The 25912-nt window shown below is 58.8% G+C and carries 21 protein-coding genes and 1 tRNA gene; 16 read left to right on the top strand and 6 right to left on the bottom strand.

From position 1 onward, the window contains the following. Positions 1-503: 503 nt before the first annotated feature. The gene (gene murA, locus BUA15_RS02125) at positions 504-1823 is read right to left on the bottom strand and encodes a UDP-N-acetylglucosamine 1-carboxyvinyltransferase (RefSeq protein WP_072714302.1); all 1320 of its coding nucleotides are present in this window, start codon (positions 1821-1823) and stop codon (positions 504-506) included. Between the two features lie 103 nt (positions 1824-1926). Between murA and BUA15_RS02120 the strand changes: the two genes are divergently transcribed. Together BUA15_RS02120 and fbp are read left to right on the top strand one after the other, a co-directional pair. Further along, the gene (locus tag BUA15_RS02120; protein ID WP_072714301.1) at positions 1927-3102 is read left to right on the top strand and encodes a cysteine desulfurase family protein; all 1176 of its coding nucleotides are present in this window, start codon (positions 1927-1929) and stop codon (positions 3100-3102) included. Between the two features lie 145 nt (positions 3103-3247). Further along, a complete protein-coding gene (gene fbp, locus BUA15_RS02115) occupies positions 3248-4285 on the top strand; it encodes a class 1 fructose-bisphosphatase (protein WP_072714300.1) in 1038 nt (345 codons plus the stop codon). 113 nt (positions 4286-4398) lie between these two features. Here the strand turns inward: fbp and BUA15_RS02110 are convergent, their stop codons facing one another. Then, complete coding sequence (locus tag BUA15_RS02110) at positions 4399-5727, bottom strand: MFS transporter (protein ID WP_072714299.1); 1329 nt, start codon at positions 5725-5727, stop codon at positions 4399-4401. Next, entirely contained in the window at positions 5693-6463 is a 771-nt protein-coding gene (nagB, locus tag BUA15_RS02105) for a glucosamine-6-phosphate deaminase (protein ID WP_072714298.1), read from the bottom strand. The genes BUA15_RS02110 and nagB overlap by 35 nt, the downstream gene beginning before the upstream one ends. A gap of 421 nt (positions 6464-6884) precedes the next feature. On the opposite strand from nagB, the gene BUA15_RS02100 reads away from it, so the two are divergent. From BUA15_RS02100 to BUA15_RS02065, 8 genes are all read left to right on the top strand, one after another. Then, complete coding sequence (locus tag BUA15_RS02100) at positions 6885-8078, top strand: mannosylglycerate synthase domain-containing protein (RefSeq protein ID WP_072714297.1); 1194 nt, start codon at positions 6885-6887, stop codon at positions 8076-8078. A 71-nt stretch (positions 8079-8149) separates the two neighbouring features. After that, entirely contained in the window at positions 8150-9073 is a 924-nt protein-coding gene (locus tag BUA15_RS02095; RefSeq protein ID WP_072714296.1) for a helix-turn-helix domain-containing protein, read from the top strand. A gap of 22 nt (positions 9074-9095) precedes the next feature. Continuing rightward, on the top strand, positions 9096-11234 hold the full coding sequence (gene ligA / locus BUA15_RS02090) for an NAD-dependent DNA ligase LigA (protein WP_072714295.1): 2139 nt from the start codon (positions 9096-9098) through the stop codon (positions 11232-11234). A gap of 74 nt (positions 11235-11308) precedes the next feature. Continuing rightward, on the top strand, positions 11309-11935 hold the full coding sequence (locus tag BUA15_RS02085) for a hypothetical protein (RefSeq protein WP_072714294.1): 627 nt from the start codon (positions 11309-11311) through the stop codon (positions 11933-11935). Between the two features lie 168 nt (positions 11936-12103). Beyond that, positions 12104-13318, top strand: coding sequence for an alginate export family protein (locus tag BUA15_RS02080; RefSeq protein WP_084660496.1), 1215 nt, complete (start codon positions 12104-12106; stop codon positions 13316-13318). Between the two features lie 148 nt (positions 13319-13466). Beyond that, entirely contained in the window at positions 13467-13673 is a 207-nt protein-coding gene (locus tag BUA15_RS02075; RefSeq protein WP_245771884.1) for a hypothetical protein, read from the top strand. A gap of 6 nt (positions 13674-13679) precedes the next feature. Then, entirely contained in the window at positions 13680-15218 is a 1539-nt protein-coding gene (locus tag BUA15_RS02070; protein WP_072714291.1) for a sodium:solute symporter, read from the top strand. A gap of 24 nt (positions 15219-15242) precedes the next feature. Continuing rightward, positions 15243-17630 (top strand): HD family phosphohydrolase, encoded by a 2388-nt coding sequence (locus tag BUA15_RS02065; RefSeq protein WP_072714290.1) that lies wholly within the window; start codon positions 15243-15245, stop codon positions 17628-17630. A 2-nt stretch (positions 17631-17632) separates the two neighbouring features. On the opposite strand, the gene BUA15_RS02060 is transcribed toward BUA15_RS02065, so the two are convergent. Continuing rightward, positions 17633-18550, bottom strand: coding sequence for a GntR family transcriptional regulator (locus BUA15_RS02060; RefSeq protein WP_072714289.1), 918 nt, complete (start codon positions 18548-18550; stop codon positions 17633-17635). A 232-nt stretch (positions 18551-18782) separates the two neighbouring features. Here BUA15_RS02060 and BUA15_RS13570 point away from each other — a divergent pair, with 232 nt between their 5' ends. After that, positions 18783-19235, top strand: a complete 453-nt coding sequence (locus BUA15_RS13570; protein WP_143149545.1) for a hypothetical protein — start codon at positions 18783-18785, stop codon at positions 19233-19235. On the opposite strand, the gene BUA15_RS02055 is transcribed toward BUA15_RS13570, so the two are convergent. Together BUA15_RS02055 and pruA are read right to left on the bottom strand one after the other, a co-directional pair. Beyond that, positions 19169-19672: a hypothetical protein gene (locus BUA15_RS02055; RefSeq protein ID WP_245771883.1), complete on the bottom strand. Its 504-nt coding sequence runs from the start codon at positions 19670-19672 to the stop codon at positions 19169-19171. The two genes, BUA15_RS13570 and BUA15_RS02055, sit on opposite strands and share 67 nt — an antisense overlap. Before the next feature lie 54 nt (positions 19673-19726). Further along, positions 19727-21397: an L-glutamate gamma-semialdehyde dehydrogenase gene (gene pruA / locus BUA15_RS02050; protein WP_072714288.1), complete on the bottom strand. Its 1671-nt coding sequence runs from the start codon at positions 21395-21397 to the stop codon at positions 19727-19729. A 374-nt stretch (positions 21398-21771) separates the two neighbouring features. Here pruA and BUA15_RS02045 point away from each other — a divergent pair. From BUA15_RS02045 to BUA15_RS02025, 5 genes are all read left to right on the top strand, one after another. After that, positions 21772-21857: transfer RNA gene (locus BUA15_RS02045), tRNA-Leu, on the top strand. Between the two features lie 678 nt (positions 21858-22535). Further along, positions 22536-23105, top strand: coding sequence for an endonuclease NucS domain-containing protein (locus tag BUA15_RS02040; protein ID WP_072714287.1), 570 nt, complete (start codon positions 22536-22538; stop codon positions 23103-23105). Between the two features lie 456 nt (positions 23106-23561). Further along, entirely contained in the window at positions 23562-24134 is a 573-nt protein-coding gene (locus BUA15_RS02035) for a hypothetical protein (RefSeq protein ID WP_072714286.1), read from the top strand. A 126-nt stretch (positions 24135-24260) separates the two neighbouring features. Next, the gene (locus tag BUA15_RS02030; protein ID WP_072714285.1) at positions 24261-24911 is read left to right on the top strand and encodes an adenylate kinase; all 651 of its coding nucleotides are present in this window, start codon (positions 24261-24263) and stop codon (positions 24909-24911) included. 5 nt (positions 24912-24916) lie between these two features. Next, positions 24917-25909 (top strand): polyprenyl synthetase family protein, encoded by a 993-nt coding sequence (locus BUA15_RS02025; protein ID WP_072714284.1) that lies wholly within the window; start codon positions 24917-24919, stop codon positions 25907-25909. Positions 25910-25912: the final 3 nt, after the last annotated feature.

Raw genomic sequence — 25912 nt, 5'->3', positions numbered from 1 at the left:
AAAGACTTTCAATACCAAATAGGTGCGATTAAAATATTATGAAGGAGCTTATTCTCACGGCACGCGCACGTCTTTCAATACCAAATAGGTGCGATTAAAATACGTATGTTCTTTTTTTATGATGTATGTTTCTCGTTCCTTTCAATACCAAATAGGTGCGATTAAAATGTGGCGAGGCGCGTGCGCAGCTCGCCCAGCACAATGCTTTCAATACCAAATAGGTGCGATTAAAATCCCGGTACTATGAAGTGGAAAACCGCCTGTCTGGGCGTATTATAAAGGATTGGAAGGGGAATGTCAAGCTCCCGGTGTCGTCGACCTTCGGTTAATCCTCAGACGCTGGGAGAATGACGACGTTTTGTAATTGCCTGTAAAACAATGTCTTGTGCGTAGCACCCTGAAAGGCAAACGCACAACGCTTCAAGTGAATAAGCTACTCTGCCCGTAGAACGACGACATCATTTTGGGGATAAACATCCATTAAGTAGTAACTTAACTATTAATTAATTCTCTTCAGCGGATTCCGGAGTGGGTGTGGCAAACTCGTCATAGCTTTCGCGGCGAATGGCTATGCCGGCAGCAGCCAGCTTGCCTTCAAGATTCTCATAACCACGGTCGAGATGATAGACGCGCAGCACATGCGTTTCGCCCTCAGCTACCAGACCGGCCAGTACCAGCGATACGCTGCCACGCAGGTCGGTGCTCATCACGTGCGCGCCCTGCAGCCGCTGAGGCCCTTCCAGATAGACCGTATTGCCATCAATGCGCACCTGTAATCCCATGCGCATGAGTTCTGGGACGTGCTTGAAACGGTCAGGATAGACCAGGTCGCGCACGAAAGCCGCTCCTTCCGCACAGGCTAGCAGAACGGTCCATTGCGCCTGCAAATCGGTCGGAAAACCCGGATAGGGCGCCGTCTCGATGGAGACGGCACGCAGCCGTTCCGGAACAGTAACGGCTACGGTATGACGATCGAACGTAAACGCTGCACCAGTCTGCTGAAACGCTTCCAGAAACGCTTCACCCAGGTGCGCCGGTTCTGCGTTGGTCAGATAGATCGTATCGCCAGGCATGCCCGCAATGGCGGCTGCAATCATAAAGGTCCCCAGCTCAATACGGTCGGGACTGTTGCGAAAGGTGATGGGACGCAATGCTTCCACGCCTTCAACCTCAATGGTGCGCGTCCCCAACCCTTCGATCCGAGCGCCCATCCGCTGCAAGGCCTGGCCAAAGACAACCACGTCGGGTTCCAGCGCTGCATTTTCAATGCAAGAGCTCCCGCGGGCGGTTACCGCACCCAGAAGGAGGTTAACCGTAGCACCCACGCTGGGTGGATCCAGCCGAAAGCGACCACCGCGCAACCGGCCCCCTGGGGCCCGGGCGACAACATAGCCGCGGTCCAGTTCGATTTCTGCTCCGAAGGCCCGTAGTCCCTCCAGATGCAGGTTGACCGGACGCGGCCCCCAGGCGCACCCCCCCGGCAGCGATACGCGCGCCTGCCCGCAACGACCCAGCAAGGCGCCCAGCATGTAAAACGAAGCGCGCATCTGCTTGACCAGCTCGTACGGCGCCTCCGGAAAGTCAATGCGAGTGGCGTCGATGCGCAGCACATGCGCGGCCGGATCGAAGCGCACCGAGGCGCCGGCAATGCGCAACACGTGCGAGAATGTTGTGATGTCACGCAGATGTGGAATGTTTTCCAGCAGGGTGACTCCGTCGGCCAACACGGCACCGGCCATCAGCATAAGCGCCGTGTTTTTCGAACCACTGACGGGCAACGTGCCCCGGAGAGGACGTCCACCTTCAATGACTAGTTTATCCATCACGGTACAGTTTGTCTGCAATGCCCTGCAAAATATAATCCGTGGAATCCGCGCGCCAGCGATCGCGTTCCTTGAAAGCCGTGCAGGTTACGGGAAAAAGCATATGGGTGGGAAGCCTTCGGTCATTTACCTGGACTATGCCGCCACAACGCCGCTGGATCCGCGCGTGCTGGAGGCCATGCGGCCGTACCTCGAAGAACACTACGGCAATCCGTCGTCGGTGCACCAGCTTGGCCGCCGGGCACGGGTAGCAATTGAGGAAAGCCGCGAACGGATTGCGGCGCTGATCGGTGCCGAACCCGCCGAAATTGTGTTTACCAGCGGAGGGACCGAGGCCGACAATCTGGCGCTTCGCGGCGTGTTGCATGGCGCGAAGCGCCACCTGATCACCTCACAGGCTGAACATGAGGCCATTCTCCGCACCGCCGAAACGCTCGAAGCGGAAGGCGTAACGGTGACCTATCTGTCTCCTGGACCGGAAGGAGCTGTCACGGCCGAGCAGGTGGCTGCCGCCATCACCGGGGAGACCGGACTGGTATCGATCATGCACACCAACAATGAGCTGGGCACTTATTCTCCGGTACGGGCCATTGCTGAGGTGTGCCATCAAAAGGGCGTGCCGTTGCACTGCGATGCGGTGCAGGCCGTGGGATTGCTGCCTGTGCGGGTAGACGAGCTGGCCGTAGATCTGCTTTCGGCCTCCGCCCATAAGTTTTACGGTCCCAAAGGCATAGGCTTTCTGTACGTGCGACGCGGTATTGAGCTACGTCCCCTCCTGCAAGGGGGCAAACAAGAGCAGGGACGCCGGGCCGGCACCGAAAACGTAGCGGCTATCGTGGGCATGGCGCGGGCATTGGAACTGGCTGTTGAAGAGCAGGAAGCCAGACTGACCCACCTGCAGCAACTCCGGAACCGGTTAATCCAGCGGCTGGAAGAAGCCCTGGGTGGTGCGTTCGTGCTCAACACGCCGCGCGATCCCGCGCAGGCGGCACCGCACATTGTCAATATCGCGTTTCCTCCGCAGCACGGCGAACCGGTCGATGGGGAAATGCTACTGCTCAATCTCGACCTGGAAGGCGTGTGCGTTTCGTCCGGCTCGGCCTGCACCAGCGGTGCGGTAGAGCCCAGCCACGTGCTCCAGGCCATCGGGCTATCACCCGAGACGGCCAGGGCTGCGGTACGCTTTTCGATGGGGTGGAAAACAACCGAAGCCGAAATTGATCAGGCTGTTGAGATACTGGCAACGGTGGTCGCACGTATGGCAGGCGTCATGCGCTGAATTCGGTGTAAAGAAAAAGATTCCGCGCCGCATTTTTGTATCTTTCCCTAAAAAAGAGAAAGTTCTTGCCAGAGCGTATCGTTGCTATTACCTTGTATTTCAGGGCTGGAAGCGCTTCTGAATAAAGCAAAAAACGCTGTTCGCCATGGAAACACTGTATGCCAAGGGACGCAAAGTCGTTGACGAGTTCATCACGCTGGAGCAGTTCATTATCGATCAGCAGAGTCGCTTCCCGCATTCAACCGGCGCCTTTTCGCGGTTGCTTCGGGACATCAGCGTGGCCGCTAAAATCGTCAACCGGGATATTCGACGGGCTGGCCTGGTGGATATTTTCGGGACAACGGGTCGCGTTAACATCCACGGGGAAGTGCAGCAGAAGCTGGATGCCATGGCGCACGAAGAATTCGTGCGCGCATTAAAGCGCGGAGGAGAATGCTGCCTGATCGGCTCAGAAGAACATGCGGAGGCAATCCCGCTCAGCGCCAATGGCGAAGGGGATGGCCGCTACATTGTGCTCCTCGATCCGCTCGACGGCTCCTCTAACGTGGACGTGAACGTATCGGTCGGGACCATCTTCAGCATCTATCGACTGCCCGACGAATACGACACGCCCACCCTGGAAGCAGCCCTGCAACCCGGAAGCCAGCAGGTGGCGGCCGGCTATATCGTCTATGGCTCTTCCACAATGCTGGTCTATACTACCGGCAACGGAGTCAACGGCTTTACCCTGGATCCCTCAATCGGTGAATTCATTCTTTCGCATCCCAACATTCAGATTCCCAAAAAAGGGAAGATCTACTCAATCAACGAGGGTAACTTCAACTCCTTTGAAGAAGGACTCAAACGGTTCCTCCGGTGGGCGCAGGAAGAGGATAAGGCTACCGGACGCCCCTTCACCACGCGCTACATCGGTTCGTTTGTCTCTGATTTTCACCGCAACTTGCTCAAAGGGGGCATTTATATGTACCCGGCCACCCGCAAGAATCCGGAGGGCAAACTGCGACTGATGTACGAGGCCAACCCCATGGCTTTTATTGTGGAGCAAGCCGGCGGACGGGCTTCGGACGGCCACCGACGCATCCTGGATATTGTACCGGAAAAGCTGCACCAGCGCACACCGCTGTTCATTGGAAGTGAGGAGCTGGTGCGGACCGTCGAAGAATTTCTCCAGGGCAAGCGATAGGGCGAAAAAAACAATTGCCGGGGGGACGAAGGAGGCTGAGACGACGCCAGGAGCGAATCTGACGAAGCGCTACGCGGCGATTCCGCTCCGTCCTCTGAAACACAGGGATTATCTTATCCGTCGGATGCCGAGATACGCTCCGTTGGGGAGGGGGAGGATTTTTGTTGCCAGATTGTCTTATTGGAGATCAGAGGACGCGCCCAGAAACTCACGCTTAAAATATAGCCGAACGTCAGGTATAGAAAACATAGCCCCCCTCGCAGTCCCAGTAGATCGCCGAGGACTCCAATGATAAGCGGCACCACAGCACCGCCTGCAATGCCGGTTACTAGAATACCGGAGAACGCTCCGTGATGGGCCGGCACAGAATTCAGCGCCAGCGAAAACACGACCGGCCACATCACCGAAGCAAACAGACCAATCAGAGGAAAGGCCCAGCGAGCAACAGGGCCCGGACCCAGCAGGCCGGCCGTCAGGCAACCCAGTGCAGCCAGCGTGAACAGCCGAAGCACCACCCGACTATCCAGGAGCTTCAGCAGCACCAGTCCCAGCAATGTACCTGCTGTCATCAATCCCCAGAATGAGGAAACAGCCCGAGCGCCTACGGTCTGGGGATCGTAACCGTGATAGCGCGCCAGAAACTCTGAGGTCCAGTTGGCCACGCCCTGCTCAGAGCCTACATAGGCAAAAATGCCCAGAAAAAATAGCCAGACCAGTGGCTGGCGCAGGAGCTGACGGTAGATGGCCAGCCTGCCGGCCCGCTCTTCGACGGTGCGCTCGACGCGGGGCAGCCGGACAAGGGCCATAATACCCATCATGAGCAGCGAAATAGCTGCCAGCATCCAGTACAACGAAATCCAGGGAAGCTCAGGCGGAACTACCCGGTCCAGCAAAGCCAGCCAGAACGATTCAGGCGGCTCCGGCTGGCTCAGATTCCATACCAGATAGGCATAAACAAGGGGGCTCAAGAACGACGCCAACCCAAAGCAGAGCTGGCCCAGCGTTGCGTTAAACGCAAAGTGCTCCTCGCCGCCGGCTACGCGCAGCAGCGGATTGACGGCTACCTGCAAAAAGGCCATTCCCGAGCCAATCAGGAACAGCGATCCGACAGCGACTAGATAGTGTGGAAACAATGCCAGCAGTTGCGCCCCCACATAGGCGACGCCAAAAGCACCGATCAGAATGGGCTTTTCGCCTACGCGCTCAATGAGAAAGCCGGCCGGAATAGAAAACACCCCGTAGGCCATGAAAAAAGCAAACGGAAGCAAGGCTGCCAGCGTCAGGCTGAGGCCAAAGTCGTCAATGATTTCCGGAATGAGCGGCCCCAGGATGTTGGTCAGAAACGAAATCACAAAGAACGTAAACAGGATGAGCCCGACCAGCGAATAGCTACGCGGCCGCGCAGGCTCAGTGGATGTCGAAGGGTTCGGAAATGCCGTCATGGTGATTGTACTCCAGTTCTGAGGCAGCTTCCTGGTCGAGCAGCACGTGCGCATAGCGATGCAGTTGTACAATGGTAGCGGGCACCATGGCCGAAATGGGGCCCTCCAGCATGGCGCGCACGGCGCGCGCTTTCGCCTTGCCGCTGGCCAGCAACAACAGGCGTCGCGCTTCCATAATAGTCCCGATCCCCATCGTAATGGCATAGCGGGGCACGGCCTCTTCACGCTCAAAGAAACGGGCATTGGCTCGCCGGGTAGCCCGCGACAGGGTCTTGATGCGTGTGCGCGAGCCCAGCGAGGAACCCGGTTCGTTAAAAGCCAGGTGACCGTTCGGACCGATACCCAGGATTTGCAGATCAATTCCGCCTACCCGGCGGATCTGTTCTTCGTACCACTGACAGTGGGCTTCAATATCGTCGACCATTCCATTGGGAATATGGACGTTCGAAGGGTTGATATTTACATGTTTGAAAAGATTTTCCCACATGAAGTGATGGTAGCTCTGAGGGTGTCGGGGCGGCAAACCCACGTACTCGTCCAGATTAAAGGTGATAACCTTGGAAAAGTCAAGCTCACCATTGCGATAGCCGGCAACCAGGCGTCGGTACAGGCCCAGGGGCGTGCTGCCCGTAGCAAATCCCAATACACAGTTGGGCTTCCGACGGATCAGGGTTGCCACAATCTCATACGCTCGGTCGCTTAACGACTCATAGTCTGGAAAAATCTCAACCAGCATGGCTGTTTGCTAACAGCGTGTCTGATGCACAAACCGCAACAAATCTCCGGGGGAAGGTAGGGAAAGGCAAGGGCTTCCTAAAAATGGAAACGTTTCCAAAATCAACAGAACTGAGCAGTTAGCGCAGGGATCAGACGCAGGTAACTCGCTGGAACCTCCTGAGGAATCTGAACAGCGGAAGCCCTGGAAGAGCAGCGGACTCGCAGGTGTTGGAAATGCAGCAAACCGGCCGATACCTATCAGTAACCTGCAACAAAACAACGGCGGACAATGGTTGGTCCACGTTGCCTGACCATCAAGCGCCGGCGTAAAGCCGGGCAAGTTGCACAAAATGGACAGAAATTGGGGTGTTTTTCTGGGAAAGTGGCCCGTATCTTTCCCAGCAGAAGTTAAGAGGGCAGGGCAAACCAACGAGCTGAAGATGAGTCTGGTGGTCTTTCCATTCAAGCATGAGCATCCTGAAGTGCTGCTGCACAACGTACGGGTGGCAGCCGGACACCCACGCGTGCGCGAAGTGCTCTGCATCGGATACGAGCGCGAGCAGACCTACGAGGCAGTTGAACAGGCAGCTCCCGAAATTACGCGGGCAACCGGTACGCCCGTAACGCTTCGACTGCAGGAGCGGCTGGGTACCATGCGGCCAGGCAAAGGCGATGGCATGAACACAGCTCTCCGGTACTTTCTGGAAGAAACCCAGTGGGAGCGCCTGCACTTCTACGATGCGGATATCACAAGCTTTGGCCCTGACTGGATCACCAAGGCAGAGGAGGCGGCCGACTTCGGGTATGGACTGGTGCGGCATTACTTTCCCCGGGCCTCGACCGATGCCATGATCACCTGGATGATCACGCGCACGGGGTTCGCCCTGCTCTGGCCACACACCGAACTATCATGGATTGAACAACCACTGGGCGGTGAGCTGCTTATGCGGCGTGAAGTGGCCGCTATGCTCTACCAGGATGAGCGGGTGCGGCGGCAGAGCGACTGGGGAATTGATACGCTCTATACCTTTGTTACGGTGCAGCAAGGCGTCTCGATTTACGAATGCTACATTCCTGAAGGAAAAGCGCATCGACTCTACGGCGGGCTGGATGACCTGCGCACCATGCTGGTGGAGTGTTTTGCAGCCATCCAATATCTGCAGCATGAAGTGGTGGGCCAGCCGGCCATTCACCGCCTGGAGCATCCGCATCGCGTGCCTGTCCAGATTGCTGAGCGCGTTGGCTACGACATAGAGGCGACGCTGCACCGTCTCATGCAGCACTGGACTCCGCGGCAGGTGGAACTGCTGGACTATTTCACGACGTCCGTGCGGGAAGGCCTGCGCACCTGCCAGCGTCGCCCCGTTTTCAATTTCATGGACGAGATGGCCTGGGCGGCTACCTATCACATATTGCTCGAACATTTTCAACTGGGCGATCCGGATTGGGAAGAATTACTCTTTAAGCTCTGGACCACCCGAGTGCTCAACTATACCATGACGGTGGCGCTACGCGGCTACGACTATGCCCAGCAGTACCTGTACCGAATGCTGGGACGCTACCGCTATCAGGCCGCGCTGGAAAACGGACGAGGACATCCGGTGCCGCCTCGCGCAGCCGTACCCACTGCATAACGAAACCCAGCATAATCGACAAGGTCCAATGATGGATTAATCCACATGTAGTTTGTTAAAAGCGCCTCACCATGGGTGAACAGGCTGTGTCAGAAAGCATGCGCCGCCTGGCGCATGACCTGCAGCGCATCCGTAAAAAGCGGAAGCGCTCACTGGAGGACATTCATCAGGAGACCAAGATCGCGCTGGAGTTACTGCAGCACTTCGAACGCACCGCGCTCTATGATCACGAACGGTATAATCCCGTCTATCTGCGCTCTTTTGTCCGAACCTACGCGAACGCCATCGGCATAGAGGCCAGTCCGGTGCTTGAAGCCCTGGAGCTGGCCTTTGAAGGACGGTATCGTAATCAACTAGCGGTGCAATTTCTAGGGGAAGATCCGCTCCCGGAACCAGAGCCAGAGGCCGGTGCCGTTGCCGCCGAGCCACCATCCGAAGCGGCTACCGATCGCGCAACAGCCAGGCAGCCCCAGGCGCCGCTGCCCCTGGTAGCCGCACCCGGAGGCCTGGAGCGAATGGAGCGGCCTGCTTCCTGGAAAGTGTGGGCAGGCGGCGTCGCTGTAGCGATAGGAATCGGCCTGGGACTCTGGTACCTGCTGCGACCAATGCCCACGCCACCTCCTGAACACCTGCCCATCGATACGGCAGTAGCCTCTGCCCCCGATACAGTCATTTCAGCCGAAGGGGCCTCCGCGCAGGCACCGGTGCTGGGGGATACCATCACCGCAACCGTCATCGCTGCTTTTGACAAAGTAGATCCCATTCGCATTCGCGTAGACCGCGACCTGCGCCGCCCCTACTGGATCGAACAAGGCGATTCGATGCGCTTCCGGTTTACCGAACGGATCATCCTTGAAAACCAACTGGATGATATTCAACTGCTGCTGAATGGCTATCCGTATCCTACCGATCAACGAGATGCGCAGGGACGTATCGTGATTACCCGCGCACAACTTCAGGCATACCTGGATTCACTGGCGCGATCCCCCCGCTAGCCCGCAAACGCATGACTGACTTATGGAGACGCGTACCGCTCAGCCCACCGCAGAAGCCCGACTCCTGGAAACCACGCGCGCGCTGCTGCAGACGGTGCGGCAAACCAATCTCGAAGCGCTGGACCGAAACGCGGCAGAAGCGCTGGCTGGCCAGCTCCGCAACGTGCTCAATCAACACGCCTATCGCTACTACGTGCTGGATCGGCCGCTCATTCCAGATGCAGACTACGATCTGCTGCTGCAGGCGCTCCGGACGCTGGAAACGCGCTTCCCTGACCTGATTACGCCCGACTCTCCCACGCAGCGCGTGGGAGGGCCACCGCTGGAACGCTTCGAAAAAGTACGCCATCCTGAACCGCTGCTTTCGCTGAGCAACGCATTTGGCGAAGCAGACGTCCGGGCCTGGTATGAACGCTGCTGCCGGATGCTGGCCGAGCAGCTCGGCCAGCAGGTCCAACCAGCGCTTACGGCCGAGCTAAAAATTGACGGGGTGGCCATGGCCCTGACCTATGAAAACGGGGTGCTTACTGTGGGGGCCACACGCGGCGATGGAATCGAAGGGGAAAATGTCACCCAGAACGTGCGAACCATCCCGGCCATTCCGCTGCGCATTCCGGTTGATCCAGCCGCTGGTCCGGCTCCCGTGCGTCTGGAAGTGCGGGGGGAGGTGTACATGCGCAAGCAGGATTTTGAGCGACTTAATGAACAGTTGCAGGCGCGCGGCGAACGCCCGTTTGCCAACCCGCGCAACGCAGCCGCCGGCAGCGTGCGTCAGCTTAATCCTCAGGTCACGGCTGCAAGGCCCCTGAGCTTTTTTGCCTACGGGGTGGGGCCTGCCGAGGGCGCTGACGTACCCGACAGCCAGTATGAAGTGCTCCAGTGGCTTCGGCAACTGGGCTTTCCTGTCAACGAGCATGCCCGCCGCTTCGCAGCACTGGAGGAGGTCCTGGCCTACTGCCGTTACTGGACCGAACACCGCGACGACCTGGACTATGAAATCGACGGAGTTGTCTTAAAGATCGACAGCCGTTTCTACCAGACCCTGTTAGGCACTATTTCTAACGCGCCGCGCTGGGCTATTGCGTACAAATTCCCGGCACGGGAAGCCATCACGCGCCTGCTGGACATTATCGTCAACGTGGGACGCACGGGTGTCGTTAAGCCTGAGGCCGTCCTGGAGCCTGTTGAGATCGGTGGGGTGACCGTCTCGCAGGCTACGCTGCACAACGAAGACTACGTGCGCACGCGCGATATCCGCATCGGCGATCTGGTCGTGGTGATCCGGGCGGGCGATGTGATCCCGCAGGTAGTGCGTCCCGTAGTGGAAGCGCGCACCGGACGGGAACGTCCCTGGCGCATGCCCGAGCGATGCCCTTCATGCGGCAGTCCCCTGGTGCGGTTGCCTGGCGAAGCGGACTATTACTGCGTGGCTTCTGACTGCCCCGCCCAGTTTGTGCGTCTGCTGGAGCACTTCGCCAGCCGCGATGCCATGGATATCGAAGGGATGGGGAGCCGGGTAGCCCGGCAGCTGGCTGAGTCCGGACTGGTGCGGCGGCTATCAGACCTGTACCGGCTGCAGCTGGAGGACCTGCTCCAACTGGAAGGGTTCGCCGAAACTAGAGCGCGCAACTTGCTTCACGCGATCGAGGCTTCAAAGCGACGTGCGCTGAGCCGTTTGCTCTTCGGCCTGGGCATCCGGCATGTGGGGAAGACGACGGCCGAACTGCTGGTGCAGCACTTCGCTTCAATCGATGAGCTGGCCGCAGCAACGGTGGACCGGCTGGCGGCCATCGAAGGCATAGGACCCATCACTGCAGAAAGCATTGTAGACTGGTTCCGTGTGGAAGATAACCGCCAGTTGGTCGAAGAACTCAAAGCCCTGGGCGTCAACACGCAGCGGCTGCCCGAAGAAGCGCCAGCAGCGGAAAGCCCTGTGCGGGGCAAAACGTTTGTGCTTACCGGCGCGCTGCCTACGCTTACGCGCAAAGAAGCTGAGGAACTGATTAAAAAAGCCGGAGGACGCGTGGCCAGTAGCGTTAGCCGCCACACCGATTATGTGGTGGTCGGGGAGAATCCCGGCAGCAAGTATGATCGCGCCCGCCAACTGGGCATTCCGATGCTCGACGAAGAGGAGCTGCTCCGGTTGTTGGGGATGAAATAAGGGATAGATTTTTCGGGGGTTCCGGCATATCTTCTGGAGCAGCAAGAACCTGTGGGGCATAAAAGCACGGCGTCATGCGGAGGGGGTTGCCCGTACTGCTCCTGTTGCTGCTCGGCGCGCCTTCGGTTAATGCACAACCGCTCTATTTCTTTGGACGACTGGGCGTAGGCCAGCTGTTGGAGGCGGGGCCGGAGGGCCTCTGGCGCCCGACCGCCGGACTGGGCATCGGGCTGGAAACGCCTTGGCCCGTTGCAGTGGAAAGCTCTGTGGGAGGTTTTACGCTGCGCTGGCGGTCGCCAGGCAGGGCAGTGGTTTATGATTGGTTGTCGGATATAGCTTTTCCACCGTATCGTGGCCGCCTCTGGCAATTGCAGTTCAACCTGGCGCTGCGGATTCGACTGCTCCGGTACAGACGAGGTGAGCTGGCACTGGGCGTAGGGCCATCGCTGCGATACATCCGGCGAAAAGTGATCTATGAGGAGACGCGGTGTCTCAGTCCTTACTATGCTGCGGAAGATGACTGTGTTTACTGGTTACCTCGCGAGAGCACGCGGCAACGATGGGAAACTGCGGGCCATGTATTTCTGGAAGCCGGTCTCTTTCCGGTAGTCCAGCAATGGGGATTGGGCGTTTTTCTGGAATCGGCCGCCTTTGTAGAAGGTACGTTTATGGCTATCGGCCTGCGTGTGGTTCACCGGTAAGCCCGGGGTATGCGCGGAATACCGTAGCGGAGTCCCTAACCGCGGTAGATCTCTTGGCACATTTCTGACAGAACTTTGGTCGATTCTTGACGCGGATCGGTTGCATGGAGGCAATCGTACTGCTTTTTTAAGACAAAAGAGTACTAATAGGCCATTCGGTTAAGAAGCATGAAGGCGATGCAACATCTCATGATACTGCTGCTGGGGGTAAGTGGGGGATGGGGAGGCGCTGCGCTGGCGAATGCGCCAGCCGATACCCTTCGAGCCCAGGGAGCCTGGGGACACCTGTTGCTGAACGCGCGCTATCGATATGAGCTGGTAGATGAGACAGGTAAGGAGACGGCCCACGCGTCAACATTGCGCTTGCGCATGGGATATGGGACTCCTGCGCTGAAGGGACTGCGGATGTATGTAGAGGTTGAAGGGTTGCAGGCAGTGGGGGCCGATCGGTACAACAGTCTGCGTAACGGAAAGGTACGGTATGCCACGGTGGCCGATCCAGAAAAGGCCGAACTGAACCAGCTCTGGCTGGATGTCCTGCTGGTTCCGAAGACGCGCCTGCGGGTAGGGCGGCAGCGGCTTACCTACGACAATCATCGCTTTATTGGGAACGTAGGCTGGCGCCAGCTTGAGCAGACTTACGATGCGGTGTCGCTGACGAGCCGACTCCTGCCGGCATGGATACTGGAAGGGGCGTATCTATGGCGCGTGCAGAACGTGCTGTCGCGACAGCAGCGGCTGGCGGCGCCGCTGCTGCATCTGGTGTACACGGGCTGGCGTGCAGCGCGGGTGGTGGTTTATGGCTACTGGATTAGCTTTGAAGAGCAGGCCAGTGCAAGCCGTTCCGTGCAGACGTATGGGATTCGCCTGAGCGGAAGCCGTCCTGTAGGCGACCAGCTGACGCTGCGCTACACCGGAGAGTATGCGTATCAGATGGACTACCGCGACAATCCGAATGATTTTGCCGTGCAGTATGTGCACGCTATGCTGGGCCTTTCGGTGCGGCAGCATGGCTGGGTAGTGACTGCTTCCGGCGCGCTGGAACTCTTTACCAGTGACCGCGGCGTAGCGTTCAGCACGCCGCTGGCCACGTTGCATGCCTTTCAGGGGTGGGCCGATCGCTTTTTGCGCACGCCGCCGCAGGGATTACGGGACCTCTACGTTTCGCTGAGTCTGCGTCGAGGACGTGTGCAGGCAACCGGTATCTATCACGATTTTGCCAGCGACGATGGGCAGCTTGCCTATGGCCGCGAGTTGGACCTGGTTGCCCGCTATGTGGTCTCGCCTAACCTCTCGTTACTGGTAAAGTATGCCGCTTATCAGGCCCGTAGCTGGAGCGTGGATGTGCAGAAATACTGGTTCATGCTGACCTTTGGCTTCTGAACCAGCACTTTTTTCGCCTGGAGCTCCCCACCTGTATTGCGCAGGTGGGGATTTTTTTATAGAATGGGCCGCTAAGCCGATAGCTGGGAAAGGAACAGGTTTTGCCCGACATTGCCGTTGTTTGTAATCAACCAGCAGTAGAGTGCGTATGCGTGTACGGGCGGAGGATGTGTGCCTGATGATGCAGCACGTGTTCAATGCGGCCATTGCGCTGCTTAAAGACAGCCAGCCTCTCAGCGATGAGGTGAGCCTGGTGCAAACAGCGCGGCTGGCTGCGCTGCAGCGTTCGCTGGAAGACGTCGTGACCATCTACAAAGCCTACGAAGAAGACCAGCAGCAGCGATTCCGCTCCTGATTTTCGGTGCTGACTCTCCTCGACTATCTGGTTCTGATAGGGTACCTGCTGGGCGCGGTCATCCTGGGGTTGTGGGCCGGTGGACGCCAGCGCCATGCGGTTGATTATTTTCTCGGAAGCCGCACGCTTCCGTGGTGGGCGCTGTGCCTGTCGGTCGTGGCTACGGAGACGAGCACCCTGACCGTGATAGGCGTGCCCGCCGTAGCTTACGGAGGGGACCTGAGCTTCTGGAAACTTACCATTGGCTATGTGCTGGGCCGCACGGTAGTCAGTCTGTTGCTGCTGCCTCGCTACTTTGAGGGATCGCTTACGACAGCCTATGGATTCCTCGGACAGCGCTTCGGGCGGGGTATGCAGACAGCCGCCTCGCTGGTGTTTCTGGTGACGCGGCTACTGGCCGATGGCGTGCGCCTGTTCGCGACCGCTATTCCCTTGAAGGTCATGGCCGATATGGCCGGACTTTCGGTCTCGTACCAGGAAGTTATCCTGGTGGTCGCCGGTGCCACGGTGCTTTATACACTGATCGGGGGACTGCGAGCGGTGGTCTGGCTCGACGTGATGCAGCTTCTGGTGTATGTCGGAGGAGCGCTGGGGGCACTGTGGGTGCTCTGGCAGGGAGCGCCAGACGACTGGTGGCAGATGGCTACGGCAGCCGGCAAAACGCGCCTGCTCGTGCCTGAGGCCGAAACCAGCCCGTTGCGGTGGCTTACCGAACCATATGTGTTTGTCACAGCGGTAGTGGGCGGCGCGGTCTTCTCTATGGCTTCCCACGGAACAGACCACCTCATGGTGCAGCGATTGCTGGCCTGCCGCACGCTTCGAGACAGTCAGAAGGCCCTGATTGGAAGCGGCCTGATTGTTATGGGCCAGTTTGCGTTGTTTCTCCTGGTTGGCCTGTTGCTCTGGGTACACTATGGTGGGGCCACGCCAGAAGCGTTAGGGCTCTCGCGCGCCGATGAAGTATTTCCGCGCTTTATTATCGAAGGATTGCCGCCGGGCATCTCTGGGCTGCTACTGGCCGGTATCCTGGCAGCAGCCATGAGCACACTTTCTTCTTCGCTCAATGCCCTGGCTTCCTCGACCCTGTTCGACCTGTACGAGCGCTGGCGAGGACGGTCGCCAGATGCGCGGCGCTCGCTACGCATCTCGCGGCTGCTGACGCTGGGCTGGGCTCTGGTTTTTGTGGGCTTTGCCAGTCTGTTTGAAAGTACCGACAACCCGGTGGTCGAGCTAGGGCTGTCGATCGCCTCGTTTACCTACGGGGGATTACTGGGCGTTTTTTTGCTGGGACAGTTCACGCAGCGCATTTCGCAGCGATGGGCCATAGGTGCTTTTCTGACCGCTATCGGTTTAATGGTGCTCGTGATCTTTGGCGTCTGGGTCCGCCCGGATGGGCACCTGGTGTTTGCCCTTACGCCCGACGCAACGCGCATTGCTGCCGAGGGGCTGCGCAGCCTAGCATGGCCCTGGTACACGCTGCTGGGCGGGCTGTTGACCGTGCTGCTCGGATCCTTGCCGCACCTGCGGCATAGGTACGGACGTTAGTCGAAGCTGACGCAGATATGCTGCATGAGCATCTGGGAACGATTCCAACGGGGGCGGCGCGCACCACGACCCGTCGGGCAACAACTGGAACGCGGGCGTGAGCTTGAAACGCGCTGGCAGCGCCGACGGCAGTGGATGATCAAAACCGCCATCTGGCTGGGCCTGATTGTCCTGACGCTGATTGCCTTTCCGAGAGAGCGTGTGTATCAGTTTACCGTGCGCGTCGGAGAAGTCTGGCAGCACAACGATCTGGTTGCCCCTTTCGACTATGCGCTCTACAAAGATCCAGAGCAACTGGCGCATGAGCGCCGCCAGGTGATCCTGCAGACGCCCCCGTACTTTCGAGAAGTACCTGATGCGTTGCGCCGCATGGAAGCCAACCGCGATACGGTGCGACGACAACTGGAGCAGATCTTTGAGGCTTACGCCCGCTATCGACGCAATCTGCTACGAGGACGTCAGGAAATCGCGCAGGCAGATTCAATCCGCTATGTAGAGGGACGGCGCAATGCCCGCGTCAAACTCACGCCAGGTCAGTGGCGTCTGCTGGCAGAGGATTATTTAGCCTATACGGATGAGGCAGGCCAGGTGGTTCGGCGTAACGGACAGGACCCGCTCTACGCGCGGGCTCTTGAGGAAGCCTGGGCGTTTGGGGTGCAGGTGCTGCAGGTGGGATTGCTGGACGTACCGCGCGATAGTGTGCTGACCGATGAAATTGTGGTGCGCAACGAAACAGACCGGACCGAACGGGTAATCTCTGTCAATCGGGTCTTTGGACTGGATGAAGCCTATAGCGCTGCGCGCGAATACTTTCTGCAGCAATTCAACGGACGCCCTGAGCTGGCCAGTATTGCCCTGGCCTTTTACCGCGCCATTCTGGTGCCTTCCTATGTGTACCTGCGCGCTGAGACGCTGCATGCCTGGCAGCAACAACAGGCGCGCCTTTCACCAACCTATGGCCTGGTAAAAGCTGGCGAAGCCATTGTGCGGCGCGGCCAGGTCGTTACGGAAGAAATCAAACAAAAACTGATCTCGCTTGAGCGGGCCCAACAGGAACGCGGCGGAACAGCCTTGTTCTGGCGGCGCCTCCTTGGCCAGACGCTGGTAACGCTGGCCACGTATCTGTTTTTCTTCCTTTACCTTTATCTCCTGCGACGACCTATCTTTGACAATAACGCGCAGGTGCTGCTGATTGCGCTGCTGTTTGCTGCAATCTTAGGCCTGTACGCCATCGCCGTGCGGCTTCCTACGTTGGCCATGTATGCCGTGCCCGTGGCCATCGCTTCGATCCTGCTCACGGTCATTTTTGATTCCCGCGTGGCGCTTTTCGGCACCATCACGCTGGCCTTCATTGGAGGGCACCTGCTCAGTTATGATTTTGAATTTGTATTTGCCACTGTTTTTGCTGGCACGCTTGGCATCTTTAGCGTGCGCGACATTAAAAACCGCGGCCAGTTTTTCCTGAGCGCTGGACTGGTGTTTGTCGGCTATCTGGTGGTGCTGGGAGCTTCGGCTCTCTGGCATCCCGCAGCCGGTGGACGTTTCCTCTCCGATCTGCTGCTGGTAGGCATCAATTCAATCCTGGTGCTGATGGCCTATCCTCTCCTGTGGGTTTTTGAACGTGCTTTTGACATTACGACCGATCTGACCCTGCTGGAACTGTCGGATACCAACCGACCGCTGTTGAAAGAGCTCAGCCTGCGGGCGCCGGGCACCTTCAACCACTCACTGCAGGTGGCTAACCTGGCAGAGGCGGCCGCCGCAGCCATTGGCGCGCATGCGCTGTTGGTCCGCGTCGGGGCGCTTTACCATGACATAGGCAAAATGGTCAAACCCGAATACTTCGTAGAAAACCAGCGGCCCGGTGTTAATCCCCACGAAAACCTGAAGCCGCGCATGAGCGCGCTGATCATTGCCAGCCATGTGAAAGAAGGACTGGAAATTGGCCGCCAGTACGGCCTGCCCAAAAAGGTGCTGGACTTTATTCCTATGCATCACGGCACAACGCGTATTGAGTACTTCTACCGCAAGGCCGTCGAGCAAACGGGCGATCCCAACCTGCCAGACATGGAATTCCGGTATCCTGGGCCCAAACCTAACTCTAAAGAAACGGCTATCCTCATGTTGGCCGACTCGGTAGAAGCGGCCAGCCGGGCCCTGGAGGAACCCACGCACAAACGGTTGGAAGCCCTGATTGATCAGATCTTTCGTGCCCGTATTGAAGACGGTCAGCTCGACGATACGGACCTGACGTTCCGCGATCTTCAGAAAATCAAAGAAACCTTCCTGCAGATGCTACTGGCCGTCTATCACATCCGGGTCAGGTATCCGGGGGGAGAAGAAACGGAGCAAAAGGAGCCGCGCGAAGAAACAGCCGCGTCGGAGACGCCTACACCGGCTTCAGATCAATAGCTTTAGAGACTCTGAAAATGGGCCTGGAGCGCATCAATGGATTCCGGCCCTACGCGAAAGGATAGCATGGCTATGGGGCGGTCGCCCGGAGTTGCCAGGCGCCGGTAGCTCTGCGGCGTGCAGATGAGCAGGTCGGCCTGGTCGAGCAGCGGCCGCAAATGATGGCGGCTTTCTTCAATGGCTACGGCCAGCACCTGCCCCCCAAAGCCCGTGGCTACGCGCAGTTCGGTCAGCAGATGAGGAATGGTCTCTGGCTGCAGGGTTACCAGCCCCAGTGTTTCGCGGGGAAGCAAGCTGGCCACGCGTTCCAGCACGGAAGGTTCGGGATAGACCAGCAAGCCCAGCCAGTCGGCCTGCGGCAGTCGATGCCGAAACCGATGCAGATCGGCATGGCGGGCCAGTACCAGATCCGCATCCTCATGGTGCACCAACGCTTCGGGCGTTATGGGTTCGACCAGTTCCGACCATGAACCCCCCAGCGCTGCAATCAGGCATTCTGCCAGCTCCTGCGTAGGGGCCAGGCAGAGCACCTTGGGCGTTGGCGCATGGTCTTCCAGCAGTGCCAGTTGCTCCTGAAATAGATATTCAATGTCGTCGGTGCGCAGGCCGATGCCGACCAGCCGACGCAGCGTTTCCTGAAGGAGCGTAGCGCCCCGTTCGAGTCGCATTTCTCGCGTTGGTGCGCTTTCGGGACGTACCAGATAGCGGCGGCCTGATTGACGGTGCACAACTCCCTCCACCTCAAGTTGCTGGTAGGCTTTGCGCACCGTATGGAAGGAAATGCCCAGTTGGCGAGCCAGTTCGCGGGTGGAAGGCAGGGGCGTGCCCGGGCGAAAATGTCCGCGGGCAATCAAATAGCGCAACTGCGCCACCAGTTGCTGATGCAAAGGCTGTGGCTGCGTGCGGTCCAGCGTGATCATTGCCTCAGTCGAAATCGCTGCATGACATAAAATAGTGGCATCGGGGACACCGGTACTTGCAGCGATGATTCTCCAGCCGTTGTCCGCAGTTCGGGCAGTAATCCCACCAGGCGTCTGCCTCAGAAGCTGCACGAGGGCCGGACGAACCCGAACGCGGCGGCGGGTCCGGCATAAAATCTGGGAGCGCAGAGGAAGCAGGCCGGTCCATGACAGTCAACCATTGGGATGACGTATGAACTGGAGATTGTTGCACCAGGTTCGGCAGCATATTGCGCAGCATCCCGAACGGTTCTGTGCGGCGCAGTGGGCCTGGGCTCGGAATGTTCAGGCCGTGCTGGCAGCGGGCGCGTCTTCCGAAGACTTCCGCTGTTGCATCGCGGGGCATGTGTTGCTGCTGGGGGGCTATTGTGATGAAGCAACCCTGTTGCGGTTAAGCGTGCAGTGCGACAACGGCTTTATCGGGCGCGAAGCGGCACGTCTGCTGGGGATTTCGCGGGAACAGGCCCGTCGATTGTTTTATCCCACAGGCTGGCCAGAGCCTTATCGATCTCGGTACTACCAGGCCTGTAGCTACGAGGCAGAGGCGCGTCTGGCACTTGGCGTGCTCGACCGGTGGCTTCAGGCAGGGGCGGATGAAGAGCGTGCCGTAGCGTCGCAGCTCGAAGCACTGGCGGTACCGGTGTAAGCAAAGCGGGCGCGGAGCGCCTTCACCAGTTGCGGAGCCTCTGGCCAGTCGAGGTCACGCAGCGTGTACAGGGCATCGGCACAGAACAGGTGGGTGCGGTCGTGATCGCGCCGAACGCCCAGCAGGGGACGAGGAGGCGGCTGGCGGCCGGTCAGTACGTCCCAGACGCTTCGTAGCACGAGGCCCTCGGGGTGCAGGTGCAGCTCGGCGGGCGTCTGCTGCATCCAATAGGCGGTCCAGCCCATAGCAAGCAGCAGCGCTGCAGGCAGTCCCAGTACCAGCCACAGCCCAAGCGGTTGCGTCTGCAGCACCCGTACCAGCAGCACGCCAGCCAGGGTGAGCAGGCACGTAGCCAGCGGACGCAACAAGGCCGTCCGAAATGCCCGCAAATCGGGCGTTCGGTGCGGATGAAAGCGACTGTAATAAGGGCCGTCCATTGCGGCTTAAAATCACGGCAGCCCGGCCGGCCTGGGCCGACCGGGCCTGAACGGTCAGGACGTTACCGGGGTCGCCTGATCGGCCGGGACCTCGGTGTCCGGCTCCAGGTAGGGGTATCTGAAGTGCCGCGGCGGCACGAACGTCTCTTTGATGGCGCGGGGCGAGACCCAGCGCAGCAGATTGAGATAGGAGCCGGCCTTGTCGTTTGTGCCGGAAGCCCGCGCGCCGCCGAAAGGCTGCTGGGCCACGATAGCGCCCGTTGGTTTGTCGTTGATGTAGAAGTTCCCCGCAGCATCGACCAGCCGCTCGGTGGCCAGCTGGATGGCTTTGCGATCCTGAGCGAAGATCGATCCAGTCAGCGCGTACGGCGAGGTATTGTTCACCAGATCCAGCGTTTCTTCATAGCGCAGATCGGGGTATACGTAGATTGACACGACCGGTCCGAAGATCTCCTCGCACATGGTGCGGTGCCCGGGATCGCTTACCTCCAGCACGGTCGGCTCAATGAAGTAACCTTCCCGGTCGGAATAGTTGCCACCATAGAGGACTTTGACGTTCGGGTTCTGCTTGGCCTCCTCAATGTAGCCGACAATCTTGTCGAAGGCCTTTTTGTCGATGACAGCATTGATAAAGTTGGTGAAGTCCTCGACCGTGCCCATTTTCACTTCGCGGAGCTGGTCGAGCAGCGACTCCCGGATGCGCGGCCAGAGCGACTGGGGCAGATAGACGCGCGAGGCAGCCGAGCATTTCTGGCCCTGATATTCGAAGCTGCCCCGCACGATGGCCGTGGCCACGGCTTCCGGATCGGCTGAAGCGTGGACCATGATGAAGTCCTTGCCGCCGGTTTCGCCGACGATGCGGGGATAGGCCCGGTAGCGGTCGATGTTTTCGCCGATGGTGCGCCACATGTAACGGAAGGTGTTCGTCGAGCCCGTAAAGTGGAGGCCGGCCAGATGGGGAGAGGCAAACACGGCGTCGCCGACGTCTGGTCCGTGGCCGGGCACCATGTTGATAACCCCGGGCGGCAGGCCGGCCTCTTCGAGTAACTTGTAGAGGAAATAGGCGGAGTAGACGGCCGTGGTGGCCGGCTTCCACACAACCGTGTTGCCCATAAGGGCCGGGGCCGTGGGCAGGTTGCCCTGGATGGAGGTAAAGTTGAAGGGGGTAACGGCAAAAACGAATCCTTCCAGCGGCCGGTACTCCATGCGGTTCCAGACGCCTGGCGCGTTGAGCGGTTGATCCTGATAGATGCGGGCCATGAAGTAGACGTTGAAGCGGAAAAAGTCGGCCAGCTCGCAGGCCGCGTCGATCTCGGCCTGATGAACGTTTTTGCTCTGGCCGAGCATCGTGGCCGCGTTGAGCGTGTCGCGCCAGGGACCGGAGAGCAACTCAGCCGCTTTCAGGAAGATGGCGGCCCGTTCGGTCCAGGGCATGCGGGCCCATTCTGCGCGGGCTTTCAGGGCTGCCTCGATTGCTTGTTCAGCTTCCCGGGGCCCGCCCAGATGCACTGTACCCAGCGTGTGGGCGCGTTCATGAGGGGGATGGAGCGTTTCGACCCGGTCTGTGGCAATTTCCTGGCCCCCGATGATCGGTTTGATTTCGACAGTTTCGCGTTTGAGCTCCTGCAAGCGCTTTCGGAGCGAAGCACGTTCCGGCGTGCCCGGTGCGTAGCTGCGTACAGGTTCGTTTTTCGGGACAGGAGGGAAGGGGATGGCGTTATGCATGGGTCTTTGCTGTCTGGTTGTAGAAAAAGAGACAACGTGTAATGGACCCGCCTGGCGGGTCTGGCGTTGAAAGAACGCCCCAGGTGGAGGGGTTGTTTTCTACAGGGCAGGCGGCATGCGCTGCGTGTTAACTTTTTCACAGCAGGATCGGTAGGGTGGAGTTTTTTAGCGCAGCGAGTGGGAACGAAAGGGGCTTTTCTGGGTGAGCTGGTGGCCTGTGCGGGCGGCAAGCTCCTGGGAGCCGTCGACCGACGGGGACGGAGAGAGCGGGTAGCCCTGCGGGGAACGTGACCTGGAGGCTGGCAGTTGCCGACGGAGGGGGCCAGACGGAACGTGAAGGATCGGATCGCTGGCGCGATCATGGTGCTGCCTGAGGGGAGGTGGTGGAATCGGTAGACACACGGCACTTAAAATGCCGTGGGCCTACGGGCCCGTGCGGGTTCGAGTCCCGCCCTCCCCACTGGAAAGTTTGCCTGTGGTCTGTATTAACCGGGGCTTTCCAAAGCGTCCAAAGAGGAGGTGAAGCACGCAGCGTACCAAGTGAATCTACTCTGTACTCAACGGGAGCGGTTGGGCCCGTCTTCTATCTGTTTTTTTCCAAAACAGCATGGATGAATGGACGCCAGGATGAGGGACAGCGTCTGTGTCTGGGGGAGGGGTCAGAGTCAGCATCAGCACAGGGAAAGCATGGTCCTTTCTAGAAGAGCTACCTCTCTGCACTTGACTTAAGACGGTTGCTTTCGGGGTTACCTTTGCAATAAGTTTTTACTATCAAAGAGGACGCTTTTGGCTCGTTCTGGCTTATCGGAGACGACTGCACGAGGTAGCCAGACGGAAGGTGTCGCAGCGTACGTTTTGTCGAGATCCTCGTAAGGGTGGAGACTGGGAGTATGAGCAGCACGCTGCACGTTCAGTACTTCTAGGACGGATATTGAGCTGGCGGAACTGAGGCATTCCTGTGGAAGGAAGTAACCTTTGTTTGCAAGACGCGCCAGGGTAACAAGACGGCGAAGATATCTGGCATAAAAAGCATATATAACTTATCCTAACCAGATACCTGTTCTGTGTAGTCAATTGTTAAGTTAAACGTTTATGATAATTGAGTTGATAGTGATTGAGATTTATATAAAGTAAAACAATGGCTTCTATTTCTGAGAATCAGAAAGCCCAGATAATCTCTCTACTTCAAGAAGAGCACCTTAGTCGCGAAGAAATCGCCAAAAAAGTTGGCGTTTCTCCAGGAACGGTCAGTGCCATTAAGGCCCACATGACAATGGGAACATACCAGGGAACGCCAACCTCACAAGCAGAAGCCGATGAGCTCATCGAAGCAACTGAAATAACTTTTGGCCTTGAACGCGATCTACAGCTTACTTTACGATCAAACATTCAACAACTTGAAAAGGGACTAGTGATCATTGATAATGGCAAAGAATATGTTACCGAAGCAGGTCGAATAGATATTCTTGCCAGAGACCCAAAGGACACAATTGTTGTGATAGAATTGAAAGCAGGAAGGGCTGTTCCTGAAGCTTTCACGCAATTGTTGGCCTATATGGGTGCTATTAGCAAGCAGGAAGGGAAGAAGGTACGGGGCATTTTAGTAGCCGGCGATTTTCATCCGCGTGTTGTATTCGCAGCGCGCGCAGTCCCCAATGTAAAGTTGTGTCGGTATCGCTGCAAGTTCATCTTTGAGTCAGTTGAATGAGTTTGAAGTAATCAAGAGTGCAAGCGAGGGTTTGCTTCTGACGCTATTCTGCTGGCTTTGTAGGGAAACATAGAAGTAGGCTAGTTTCCTTGCATTGTAGGAAAAGATTGGTCCCCGGGTGTCGAACTAGTTGCGTGGCCGCGCTTAGCGGCCTGTTTCTCTGTCAGCGGGCATGCCTGAAAGGCGTTGTCTGGTTCTGGTGGGCCTGGTTCCCAATGGGCGTCAGGCATATCTTGCAAGAGCAAGAGCGCCCGTCTCGCGCAAGCCTCAGCCTGAATCCAACCACGCGCCGGGCATATCTTGCAAGAGCAAGCGCGGCCCCGACCGTCCAGGAGCGTCCACTGCAGGGGAGCGTGCAGTGCGATCCGGGGCGTTGGCAGGGGCCGCCGATCGGAACGTATATTCTGGCCGGGGAGTTTGGGAAGCGCTCTGGAAAGTCAGTCAGCCTTCTTACCTATGAAAACCGAAACCACATCGACGGAAACCTCCCGGCGCCCGACGTCTCGGGCTGAGGTGGAAGCAGCGTTGCAGGCCAGAGCGCAGGCCATCGAAGCCGATCTGGAGGCGTTGCACGAGGAGATCCGCCAGATGGGCCAGTCTGTGCGCGAGACGCTGTGGAACCACCCCCTGATCAGTGTTGGAGGGAGTCTGGCGGCCGGATTGCTGGTCGGGTGGCTGCTGGGAGGACTGGGACGCAACCGACGCGCCCGGCTTTCGCGGAGGCACCGGGCGCTGGTAACGGCCTACGTGGAGGCATTGGTGGCCGAAGCCCAGAAGGCTGCCCGGCGCGGACGCAATCCGGAAACGGCCATCCGCCGAGCTCTGGAAGAGCGCGTTCCCCTCGTGGTCGTCCAGGAGGATACCGCCCGGAAAAAAGGACCGGTGCGCACGCTGATCGGAGCAATGCTGGGACTGGCCGGCAGCGCCCTGAGTGCGGCGCTCAGTCGGGTGCTGACCGAAATCGTGGTGGAAGTTTTTGCCGAAGAGCAGAAAAAAGGGCCGATCGAAGAGGCTGCTGCAGAGGTTTGAGCCTATGTTCTTCACCTCATTCTCGGTAAAAGAGCGTAGCCCTTCATGGCGCAGGTTCATAAGTTTAACCAAACCGCTTCCGGAAGGAAGCGTTGCGGTTCCTCGGGAACAAGCCAAGCAAGGACCATGCGCATCGTACTTATGGGGCCGCCCGGTGCCGGTAAGGGCACGCAGGCCAAACGGTTGGTCACGGTCTATGGACTGCGTCATATTTCGACCGGCGACCTGATCCGAGCAGCTATCCAGGAGGAAACGCCGCTAGGAAAACAGGCGCAGCCCTACCTGGAAGCAGGCCAACTGGTGCCCGACGAGCTGGTCTGGGAGCTGGCTAAAGCAGCGCTGGCCGAAAATAACTACGACGACTTCGTGCTGGATGGATTCCCGCGTACCGTCCGGCAGGCAGAGTGGCTCGATGATTTGCTGGAGCAGACGGGATGTCCCCTCCAGGTCGTGCTGAACCTGGTTGTGCCGGACGAGCTGATCGTGGAGCGCCTCTCGCGCCGACGCGTACACAAAATCACTGGCGAAAACTATCACCTGGATTTCAATCCGCCTCCACCCGACGTGGACCCTTCGCTGATTATTCAGCGCCCTGACGACCGGCCCGAGGCAATCCGGCGTCGGCTGGAAGTATACCGCAGCACGCATGAGCCGCTGGAACAGTACTACCGGGCACGAGGTCTGCTGGTCGATGTAGACGGCGTGGGGTCGCTGGAGGAGGTGTTTGATCGCATTCAAGCAGTGCTCCGGCAGCAGGGCGTCCTGGTAGAAAAATAAAGTGCATGAAGGCAACAGATCGGGAGGCTGCCGCACACGTGGCCCAACTGCGCCAGCTCGTGGAGCAGGCGCTGCCCACGCTGGTCCATCCAGCTCGTGAGCCAGCTGAACTCTACGAACCCGTCCGCTACGTGCTCCGCAGCACAGGCAAACGCATGCGCCCCGTGCTGCTGCTTCTGACGGCTGAACTCTACGGCCGTCCGCCGGAAACTGTACTGCCCGCCGCGCTGGCTGTCGAGGTCTTCCATGCCTTTACGCTGGTCCATGACGACATCATGGACCACGCGGCCGAGCGTCGCGGGCGACCGACCGTCCACGTACGCTGGGATGAAGCCACCGCACTGCTCTGTGGCGATTATCTGATGGGCCTGGCGTATGCGCTGCTGGGGCAGGTAGAAGGGGCCCCGCTGGCCCGAATGCTGGCGCTATTTCACCGCATGGTAGAACGACTCTGCGAGGGGCAGGCACTCGATAAGGCCTTTGAAACCCGCCCGCAGGTCTCTGTGGCCGAATATTTGCAAATGGTCGATGGCAAAACCGGCGCATTGCTGGAGCTGTGCCTGCAACTGGGAGGATTGCTGGGGGGGGCCAACGAAGCAGACTTGCGCACGCTCGAGCAACTGGGGCGCAACCTGGGGCGGGCTTTTCAGATTCAGGACGACCTGCTGGATCTGACCGCCACCTCGCCGCAATGGGGAAAACCCATCGGGGCGGACCTGATGGAAGGCAAGAAAACGTTTCCGGTCCTGGCGGCCCTCGAACAGGCCCCTGAGAGCGAACGCGCCTGGTTCACCGAACGTTTACATCGAAGGTTCCGCCCGGACGAGGTGCCCGAAGCGCGTCGGCGACTGGAGCGACTGGGAGGACTGGAGGCAGCCCGGCAGGCTGTGGCCACGTATCTTCAACAGGCCCGGAGTGCGCTGGCGCGTCTGCCCGACCAGCCGCCCGCAAAGGCATTGGCCTGGTTCCTCGACCGACTGGAGCAGCGTCGCTACTGAACG

The sequence above is a fragment of the Rhodothermus profundi genome, from assembly GCF_900142415.1.
GTDB lineage: Bacteria > Bacteroidota > Rhodothermia > Rhodothermales > Rhodothermaceae > Rhodothermus > Rhodothermus profundi.
This window is presented reverse-complemented; position numbering and strand designations above follow the sequence as displayed.